The organism is Ferrovibrio xuzhouensis (genome assembly GCF_042648965.1).
GTDB lineage: Bacteria > Pseudomonadota > Alphaproteobacteria > Ferrovibrionales > Ferrovibrionaceae > Ferrovibrio > Ferrovibrio xuzhouensis.
In genome coordinates this window covers 2000389-2008453 of the sequence record NZ_JBHRYJ010000001.1, presented here as the reverse complement: position 1 = coordinate 2008453, position 8065 = coordinate 2000389, and the positions used below count along the sequence as shown (strand labels likewise).

Genomic DNA, 8065 nt, shown 5'->3' with positions numbered 1-8065 from the left:
GGGTCACCTTCCCGCTCTTCCTGCTCATGTGCGCAGCCGTCGCCATCCTCTTCTTCGTCCCCGGCCTCGCCACATGGCTGCCCGCACAGATGATCGGGCCAGGCTGAGTTTCACGGGCTGAATTTTCGGAGTCTCCTGACATGCTGCCCATCCAGCGTTTCACCGGCACCGCGCCCGGCCGCAGCAGCGCCGTGGTCTACGGCAACCTCGTCTTCACCGTGGCGGTGGCCGACATCACCGAGATGGACATGCGCAAGCAGACGGCGGATGCGCTGGCCAAGATCGACCGCCAGCTGGCAAAGGCGGGCACCGACAAATCCCGGCTGCTGCAGGCCACGGTCTACATCACCGACATGGCGCTGAAAGCGCAGATGAACGAGATCTGGCTCGGCTGGATCGATCCGGACAATGCGCCGCAGCGCGCCTGTATCGGCGCGACGCTCGAAGGCCACCACATGCTCGAGATCGTCGCCGTCGCCGCGACGAAGGACTGACGGCTCAAAACTTCAGAAACTGGGCGGCGTGCAGGCGCTGACCAGTTCGCAGGGTTCGCTGCCGATGTTGCGGAAGCGATGCGGCTGGCTGCTCTCGAAATAATAGGCTTCGCCGGGGCCGAGCACGCGGACCTGGTCGGCCACCGTCACCTCGATGCGGCCGCGAATGACGATGCCGCCCTCCTCGCCCGCGTGCTTCAACAGCACGCGGCCGGTATCGGCACCAGGGGCATAGCGCTCGATCAGGATCTGCAGGGCGCGGCCGGCGAGATCGGCGCCGATCTGGCGATAGCTGATCTGGCCCTTGCCGACCTCGGTCAGTTCGGCCGCGGTGTAGAAGGCCTGGCGCGGCGTCGCGATATCCTGGGCGAAGAATTCCGCCAGGCTCATCGGGATCCCGTCGAGCACGCGTTTCAGTGCGCCGACGGACGGGTTCATCTGGTTCGATTCGATCAGCGAGACGGTGGCGTTGGTCAGCCCGGCGCGACGCGCCAGCTCGCGCTGCGACAGCTTGCGGGCCTGTCGCACGGCTTTCAGCCGCGCGCCGATGTCGATGTCCATCCCGAAGCTCCCTCCGACTGTTCAGATGTTAAGTATCCTGAACATTCTGCCATTCTCCCAAGCAAAATCAACAGGTTATGAAATGGAAGAAATAGAGTATCCGGCCGCCTGAAACTCACCGAAGATCGGCCGATCCTCAGGCTTGCCGCTTATCCATGGAGACCTCAATGGCCGTCGCTACCGCCGCCGTTCCGAACGATCTCGAATCCTTCTGGATGCCGTTCACCGCCAACCGCCAGTTCAAGGCCAAGCCGCGCCTGCTGGTCGGTGCCAAGGACATGCATTACACGACCCATGACGGCCGCCAGGTCCTCGACGGCAGCGCCGGCCTGTGGTGCGTCAATGCCGGCCACTGCCGCCAGCCGATCGTCGATGCGATCCAGAAACAGGCGGCCGAGATGGATTTCGCGCCGACCTTCCAGATGGGCCACCCCAAAGCCTTTGAGTTCGCCGCCCGTCTCGCCCATCTGGCTCCCGGCGACCTGAACCATGTCTTCTTCGCCAATTCCGGCTCGGAAGCCGTCGATACCGCGCTGAAGATCGCCATCGCCTATCACCGCGCCCGCGGCGAAGGCGCCCGCACCCGGCTGATCGGCCGCGAGCGCGGCTATCATGGCGTCGGCTTCGGTGGCATCTCGGTCGGCGGCATCGTCTCCAACCGCAAGGTCTTCGGGCCCCTGCTGGCCGGCGTCGACCACCTGCCGCATACCCACAGCCTGAAGGACATGGCCTTCTCGAAGGGCCAGCCCGCATGGGGCGCGCATCTGGCCGACGAGCTGGAGCGCATCGTCGCCCTGCATGACGCCAGCACCATCGCCGCGGTGATCGTCGAGCCGGTCGCCGGCTCGACCGGCGTGCTGATCCCGCCGCAGGGATACCTGCAGAAGCTGCGGACGATCTGCGACAAGCACGGCATCCTGCTGATCTTCGACGAGGTGATCTGCGGCTTCGGGCGCACCGGTTCGGCCTTCGGTGCCGAGACCTTCGGCGTGCTGCCCGACATGATGACCACCGCCAAGGGCTTGACCAATGCCGCCGTGCCGGCAGCCGCGGTCTTCACCCGCAAGCATGTGCACGAAGCCTTCATGAGCGGCCCGGAACACATGATCGAGCTGTTCCACGGCTATACCTACTCGGCCCATGCGCTCGCCTGCGCCGCCGGCATCGCCACGCTGGACCTCTACCGCGACGAGGGCATCTTCGAGAATGCCAGGGCACTGTCGCCCTACTGGGAAGATGCCGTGCACAGCCTGAAGGGCGTGAAGAACATCATCGACATCCGCAACATCGGCATCATGGCCGGCATCGAGCTCTCCGCCCGCGCGGACGGCCCGGGCAAGCGCGGCTACGATGTGTTCGTGAAAGCCTATGAGAACGGCCTGATGTGCCGCCTGACCGGCGACACCCTCGCGCTGTCGCCGCCGCTGATCCTCAACAAGGGCCATATCGACGAGATCTTCGACATCCTGAAAAAGACCATCGAAAGCGTCGACTGAGTCTGCCTCTCCTCCGCGGACGGTGTTCTCCATGGACCGGGCCCGGCAGCAATGCCGGGCCCTTTCTATTGCGACCAATCTTTCTATCGAGGCCAGACAGCAGTGCTGACCTCGCGATGCTCGGCGGTCTCGCTGAACCGGTCGAGCACCGCCCGTGCCGCCGGCTCGACGCGTGCCACGGCGATGTCGGTGCCGGCAAAGGCACGGATATCGTCGAGTGAGCGCCATAGGGTGATCGCGGTGATTTCGGTCTCCGCCCCGGCGACGCCCTCCAGCAGCAGGCAGCCGCAGAACCCCGGCAGTTCGGCGAGATGCGGCTGCACGATCTCTTCGAAATGCCGGCGATAGGCCGCGACATTCCCGCCCGTGGCCCAGCCGCGCCAGATGCGTGCGATCATGCTATCCTCCAGGTTCTACAAATACGAATTGCCAATACGCGCCGGCTTCCGCCGGTAAGATGCCGCCCGCACACTCAAGGAGGCCCGTCATGTATTTCGTCATCATCGCCCGCGACAAACCGACCGGTGGCCTGCGCGCGAAGCTGCGGACAGCGCATCTCGAATTCATCGCCGACAAGCAGCAGCTGTTCCGCTTCGGTGGCCCGCTGATCGACGACGCCGGCACTGTCACCGGCAGCCTGATGATCCTCGACCTGCCGGACCGCGCTGCCCTTGATGCCTATATGGCGCAGGACCCCTATTTCAGGGACGGCGGCATCTTCGAGACGGTGACGGTGCAGCAGACCCGCTGGATCGTGCCCGAGGCGACGCCCGGCGGCCTCGCCGCCGAAGTGGCGCGCCAGAAGGCCGCCGACGCGGCGCGCTGAGCTACGCCGCGGCCAGCGGGCCGAGCCCAACGAGGCCGAGACGGACCCGCCGGTTGTGCCGGCCCTTGTTGTCGATCTTGAGAATGCGGATGGCGCGCATTTCGCCGGTGGCATCGACATGGGTGCCGCCGCAGGCCTGGCGGTCGAGTCCACCGATCTCCACGATGCGCACCCGGCCATCCTCGGTCGGCGGCGGCGTCACCGAACGGCTGCGCAGCAGGCCCGGCACCGCAACGGCCTCGGTCATCGGAATGTACGTGCAGCGCACCGCGAGGTTCTGTCCGATCACATCGTTGATCGGCGCTTCCAGCGCGCGCAGGCGGTCATTGTCGGCGTCCGGCAGATCGAAATCGATGCGCGCCGTGCCGTCCTCGTTCATCTGCGCGCCGGTGACCAGCGCGCCGTCGAAGCTCTGGAACACCAGCGCATTCAGGATATGGGTGGCGGTGTGGGATTCACGCATCATCTGGCGGAACAGCAGATTGACCACGGCCTCGACCGCGCCCTGCATCTCCACCGGCGCATCCAGCAGATGCCACAACGCGCCATCGGCAACCTCGAAGCCGGTCACCCCGATGTCGCCGCCCTGCCAACGGATGGCGCCACGGTCGGGCAACTGGCCGCCGCCGCCCGGATAGAACGGTGTTTCGGCCAGCCGGACGCGGCCGGGCCGGGCGTCGACGACCGTGGTCTCCAGGGTCAGGGCATGGGGCTGGTCATGGCAGAACAGGTGCACGGGACTCTCGCGGCAGATCACAACGGACCGGCAGTATCCATACCTGTGACCCGGCCGTATTGGAAAAAATTGTGCCTGTCTGCGCGCGTCCTTCAGGCGCGGGCTTCTTCTTGCGCCCTTCAGGCGCGGGCATATTGCAGCGGTGTGATCCCGTAGGCCCGCTTGAAATGCCGGTTCATCGCGCTCTGGTCGTAGAAGCCGGTGTCCGCCGCCACTGTGGCCGGCGCCTCGCCGCGCTTCAGCCGGCTGCAGGCGGCGCGCAGGCGCAGCTGGGTCAGATAGGCATGCGGACCCATCCCGGTCGTGCGGTTGAACAGGGCGATCAGCTGGATCTTGCGCAGGCCGACTTCGGCACTCAGCTCGTCCAGCGTGATCGCCTCTCCGTAGCGATCGTCCATCACGGTGACCGCCTTTTTCAGCAGCGCGGCATCCCGCTGCATTGGCCGCGCCGCCCGGTGCCCGCTGCCATGGCGGCTGAACAGGCCGCCGAAAGACGCCAGCAGCCGTTCTTCCTCGCAGAGCGCATCGGTACCGTCCTGCAGCGACCGGTGCAGGGCGAGGAAGCCGTCGCGCAGCGCCGTATCGCGGATGCGGTTGCCGGTGAAATAGGGAATCTCCGGCAGGCCGAGACCGTCAGCCACCGCAGCGAGGGCGGATTCCGTGAGATAGAGCGAGCGGTAGCACCAGCGCGGACTGGCACCCATCTGGCCGGCATGGGGCTCGGCCGGATTGAACACGAAGAGCCCTGAGCAATCGGCCTGCTGCACCTCGCCGCGGCTGCGCACTTCGGCGCCGCCCTGTTCGGTGACGGCGATGACCAGCGCGTCATGGGAATGGACGGCGAATTCCTGGGTGGTGAAATCGGCACACAGCAGGGTCAGCCCCGGATGCCGCGGGTCCCGCCAGTATTGCGCCAGATTCCGGGTGTCGCGTCGTGCCATGGCCGGAGTCTAGGCGTCCGGCAGCCCGGGTCAAGGGCAGGCTACCGCTTCAGGTAGCGCTGCACCTCCGGCCGCGCCAGCAGCCAGCCGCCCCATTTGCGGAACACCTTGTCCATGCGCGCCGGCGCCACCCCGAGTTGGGCCATGGCGACGCCGCCATTGACCGATTCATGGTATTCGGCGATCAGCCCGCCCTGCAGGCGGAAGCGGCTGATGCCGTCGATCACCACCTGGCGACCGGCGAATTCGGGCACGGTGGACGTGAAGCGCGACAGCGACCAGGCGTAGCCGGCATCGCCCTCGCAGACCGCGTCGAAGAAGTGCCAGTGATAGTCGGCGGCATCGCGCAGGAAATAGCCGTCCAGCATATGGCGGATCTCGTCGCGGCCGCGATGATCGCCATAGATATAGTCGTGATAGAGGCCGTCCGGTGTAAACGCGGCGGCGAAACCGGCGCTGTCGCCGGCTTCCGCGGCGGCCGTCATGCGGTCGAGCAGGACCTGCAGTTCGCTGCTGGTGGTCATGGCGTCTCCCCATTGTGTCGTTGCCGGCAGTGTAGCAGCATTGCCAAAACACGAGGAGGAAACGCCAACCATGGCCTATACCGACATTCTCTACGATGTGACTGATGCCGTTGCGGCAGTCACCCTGAACCGGCCGGATCGGCTGAACGCCTGGACCGCGACCATGGAAGACGAGGTGCGCGACGCCATGGCGCAAGCCGCCGGCGATGACGGCGTGCGCGTCATCATCCTGACCGGGGCGGGGCGCGGTTTCTGCGCCGGCGCCGACATGGACCTGCTGAACACGATCCAGGGCGGCGGCGCGCGGCGCGGCCCGCCCGGCGCCTTCGATGCGACCGCGCGGCCCGACTACCAGATGCAGTATGGCTATTTCCCGGCCCTGCCCAAGCCGGTGATCGCGGCGGTGAACGGCCCGGCGGCAGGGCTTGGCATGATCATGGCGCTGTATTGCGACCTGCGCTTTGCCGCCGACAACGCCATGTTCACCACCGCCTTCTCGCGCCGCGGCCTGATCGCCGAGCATGGCGTGAGCTGGCTGCTGCCGCGCCTGGTCGGGCCGTCACGGGCGATCGACCTGATGTTCTCGGCCCGCAAGGTCGGTGCCGCCGAGGCCGAACGCATCGGCCTGGTCGACCGGGTACTGCCCGCCGCCGACCTGCTGGCCGAGACCCGGGCCTATGCCGCCGAGCTGGCGACGATGGTCTCGCCGCGCTCGCTGAAGGTGATGAAGCGGCAGCTGTGGGATGCGCAGTTCCAGACGCTGGCCGAAGCCACGGCGGTCGGCAACCGCGAGATGATGGACAGTTTCCGCAGCGCCGATTTCCGCGAGGGCGTCGCGCATTTCATGGAAAAGCGGCCGCCGCGCTTCACCGGCACCTGAGGCCGGCGCAAAATCCTGCACAAAAGATAAAGGGCCCGCGGTGACGCGGGCCCTTCCTGTTGTGCTGCGACGAAGCTTACTGGAACAGCTTCGCGGCGTTGCCGAGCGTCAGTACGACACCCCAGGCGAGCGGGATACCGACGATGGCCCAGACAATGATCAGGGCGAGCGGCGAGGTTTTCTCGTTCATACCGGTTTCTCCTTATTCCGCTGCGAGGGCTGCGCGGTGATGGTGACGGGCGTTCACTTCCTTCACCAGGTAGTTGCAGATGAAGCCGACGACCAGCAGGCCGGCCATGATGTACATGGTGACCGTATAGGCTTCGGCTTTCGGCACGCCATTGTCGATCTGGTACTGGCGGATGTAGTTCACCAGCACCGGACCCAGCACGCCGGCCGTCGACCAGGCCGTCAGCAGACGGCCGTGGATCGCACCGACATGCATGGTACCGAACATATCCTTCAGGTAAGCCGGCACGGTGGCGAAGCCCGCCCCGTACATGCTCATGATGATCAGGTAGCAGACCACGAACAGGGTGACCGAGCCGATATGACCGGTGGTCGGCACCGCGGCATACAGCGCGATACCCAGCAGGAAGTAGACGGCATAGATATTGCGCCGCCCGGTGTAGTCGGAGATCGATGACCAGACGAAGCGTCCACCCATGTTGAACAGGCTGAGCAGGCCGACAAAGCCGGCGGCCGTCACTGCCGTCACACGGCCGGGGAACATCTCCTGGATCATCGCCGAGGCCTGGCCGAGCACGCCGATGCCGGCGGTCACGTTCAGGCAGAGTACCGCCCAGATCAGGAAGAACTGCGGGGTCTTCATCGCCTCGTGCACCGAGACGTTCTCGTTGGTTACCAGCTTCCTGGCCCCTGCCGCCGGTGCGACCCAGCCTTCCGGTTTCCAGCCGACCGCCGGAACACGAACGATGATGACGCCGACCATCATCAGGCAGAAGTAGATGATACCCATCACCAGGAAGGTGTTGGCCACACCGATGTCGGTCGGGGTCTTGAAGTAGGACATCAGGGTGACCGACAGCGGCGAGGCAAACAGCGCGCCGCCACCAAAACCCATGATGGCCATGCCGGTGGCCATGCCCGGGCGGTCCGGGAACCACTTGATCAGCGTCGAGACCGGCGAGATGTAGCCGATGCCGAGGCCGATGCCGCCGAGCACGCCATAGCCCAGATAGATCAGGGCGAGGTTATGAATCTTGATGCCGAAATACGACACGATGAAGCCGCCGCCGAAGCAGCAGGCCGCCACGAACATGGCCTTGCGCGGCCCGTTTTCCTCGACCCAGCGGCCGAGGAAGGCAGCCGAGAGACCAAGGAAGACGATGGCGATGGAGAAAATCCAGCCAAGTTCGGTCAGCTTCCAGTCATCCGGCGCCGAGGCCGTGATGCCGATCAACTTGGTCATCGGCAGATTGAACACGCTGAAGGCATAAGCTTGGCCGATACACATGTGGATGGCCAGCGCCGCGGGCGGCACCATCCAGCGGCTGAAGCCCGGACCCGCGATCGTGCGCTCCCGGCCGAGAATACCGCCCCCCGAAGAGGCGTTCATACCTTGCGTAACCGTCATTGGTTTTGTC

Annotated in this window: 11 protein-coding genes; 4 read left to right on the top strand and 7 right to left on the bottom strand. The window is 65.6% G+C overall.

Features of this window, described 5'->3' with window-relative positions; translation table 11 throughout:
- The first annotated feature begins 140 nt into the window (after positions 1-140).
- The gene (locus tag ACFOOQ_RS09995) at positions 141-494 is read left to right on the top strand and encodes a RidA family protein (RefSeq protein ID WP_379725271.1); all 354 of its coding nucleotides are present in this window, start codon (positions 141-143) and stop codon (positions 492-494) included.
- Positions 495-506: 12 nt separating this feature from the next.
- On the opposite strand, the gene ACFOOQ_RS09990 is transcribed toward ACFOOQ_RS09995, so the two are convergent.
- Positions 507-1055 (bottom strand): cupin domain-containing protein, encoded by a 549-nt coding sequence (locus ACFOOQ_RS09990; protein WP_379725268.1) that lies wholly within the window; start codon positions 1053-1055, stop codon positions 507-509.
- A 167-nt stretch (positions 1056-1222) separates the two neighbouring features.
- Between ACFOOQ_RS09990 and ACFOOQ_RS09985 the strand changes: the two genes are divergently transcribed.
- Positions 1223-2551: an aspartate aminotransferase family protein gene (locus tag ACFOOQ_RS09985; protein WP_379725265.1), complete on the top strand. Its 1329-nt coding sequence runs from the start codon at positions 1223-1225 to the stop codon at positions 2549-2551.
- Positions 2552-2634: 83 nt separating this feature from the next.
- Here the strand turns inward: ACFOOQ_RS09985 and ACFOOQ_RS09980 are convergent, their stop codons facing one another.
- Positions 2635-2949 (bottom strand): antibiotic biosynthesis monooxygenase, encoded by a 315-nt coding sequence (locus ACFOOQ_RS09980; protein ID WP_379725262.1) that lies wholly within the window; start codon positions 2947-2949, stop codon positions 2635-2637.
- 89 nt (positions 2950-3038) lie between these two features.
- Here ACFOOQ_RS09980 and ACFOOQ_RS09975 point away from each other — a divergent pair, with 89 nt between their 5' ends.
- Positions 3039-3377, top strand: coding sequence for a YciI family protein (locus tag ACFOOQ_RS09975; protein ID WP_379725259.1), 339 nt, complete (start codon positions 3039-3041; stop codon positions 3375-3377).
- A gap of 1 nt (position 3378) precedes the next feature.
- Here the strand turns inward: ACFOOQ_RS09975 and ACFOOQ_RS09970 are convergent, their stop codons facing one another.
- From ACFOOQ_RS09970 to ACFOOQ_RS09960, 3 genes are all read right to left on the bottom strand, one after another.
- Entirely contained in the window at positions 3379-4113 is a 735-nt protein-coding gene (locus tag ACFOOQ_RS09970; RefSeq protein WP_379725257.1) for an alanyl-tRNA editing protein, read from the bottom strand.
- Between the two features lie 119 nt (positions 4114-4232).
- Positions 4233-5054: an AraC family transcriptional regulator gene (locus ACFOOQ_RS09965; protein ID WP_379725254.1), complete on the bottom strand. Its 822-nt coding sequence runs from the start codon at positions 5052-5054 to the stop codon at positions 4233-4235.
- 41 nt (positions 5055-5095) lie between these two features.
- Entirely contained in the window at positions 5096-5578 is a 483-nt protein-coding gene (locus ACFOOQ_RS09960; RefSeq protein ID WP_379725251.1) for an ester cyclase, read from the bottom strand.
- A gap of 70 nt (positions 5579-5648) precedes the next feature.
- Between ACFOOQ_RS09960 and ACFOOQ_RS09955 the strand changes: the two genes are divergently transcribed.
- Entirely contained in the window at positions 5649-6458 is an 810-nt protein-coding gene (locus ACFOOQ_RS09955) for an enoyl-CoA hydratase (protein ID WP_379725248.1), read from the top strand.
- 76 nt (positions 6459-6534) lie between these two features.
- On the opposite strand, the gene ACFOOQ_RS23295 is transcribed toward ACFOOQ_RS09955, so the two are convergent.
- Together ACFOOQ_RS23295 and ACFOOQ_RS09950 are read right to left on the bottom strand one after the other, a co-directional pair.
- Entirely contained in the window at positions 6535-6648 is a 114-nt protein-coding gene (locus ACFOOQ_RS23295) for an MFS transporter small subunit (protein WP_449265802.1), read from the bottom strand.
- A 12-nt stretch (positions 6649-6660) separates the two neighbouring features.
- Complete coding sequence (locus tag ACFOOQ_RS09950; protein WP_379725245.1) at positions 6661-8055, bottom strand: L-lactate MFS transporter; 1395 nt, start codon at positions 8053-8055, stop codon at positions 6661-6663.
- Positions 8056-8065: the final 10 nt, after the last annotated feature.

Excerpts from the sequence above, each read along its gene's own strand:
- ACFOOQ_RS09995 (WP_379725271.1), top strand. The coding sequence starts at position 141 with ATGCTGCCCATCCAGCGTTTCACCGGCACCGCGCCCGGCCGCAGCAGC.
- ACFOOQ_RS09990 (WP_379725268.1), bottom strand. The coding sequence starts at position 1,055 with ATGGACATCGACATCGGCGCGCGGCTGAAAGCCGTGCGACAGGCCCGC.
- ACFOOQ_RS09985 (WP_379725265.1), top strand. The coding sequence starts at position 1,223 with ATGGCCGTCGCTACCGCCGCCGTTCCGAACGATCTCGAATCCTTCTGG.
- ACFOOQ_RS09980 (WP_379725262.1), bottom strand. The coding sequence starts at position 2,949 with ATGATCGCACGCATCTGGCGCGGCTGGGCCACGGGCGGGAATGTCGCG.
- ACFOOQ_RS09975 (WP_379725259.1), top strand. The coding sequence starts at position 3,039 with ATGTATTTCGTCATCATCGCCCGCGACAAACCGACCGGTGGCCTGCGC.
- ACFOOQ_RS09965 (WP_379725254.1), bottom strand. The coding sequence starts at position 5,054 with ATGGCACGACGCGACACCCGGAATCTGGCGCAATACTGGCGGGACCCG.
- ACFOOQ_RS09960 (WP_379725251.1), bottom strand. The coding sequence starts at position 5,578 with ATGACCACCAGCAGCGAACTGCAGGTCCTGCTCGACCGCATGACGGCC.
- ACFOOQ_RS09955 (WP_379725248.1), top strand. The coding sequence starts at position 5,649 with ATGGCCTATACCGACATTCTCTACGATGTGACTGATGCCGTTGCGGCA.
- ACFOOQ_RS23295 (WP_449265802.1), bottom strand. The coding sequence starts at position 6,648 with ATGAACGAGAAAACCTCGCCGCTCGCCCTGATCATTGTCTGGGCCATC.
- ACFOOQ_RS09950 (WP_379725245.1), bottom strand. The coding sequence starts at position 8,055 with ATGACGGTTACGCAAGGTATGAACGCCTCTTCGGGGGGCGGTATTCTC.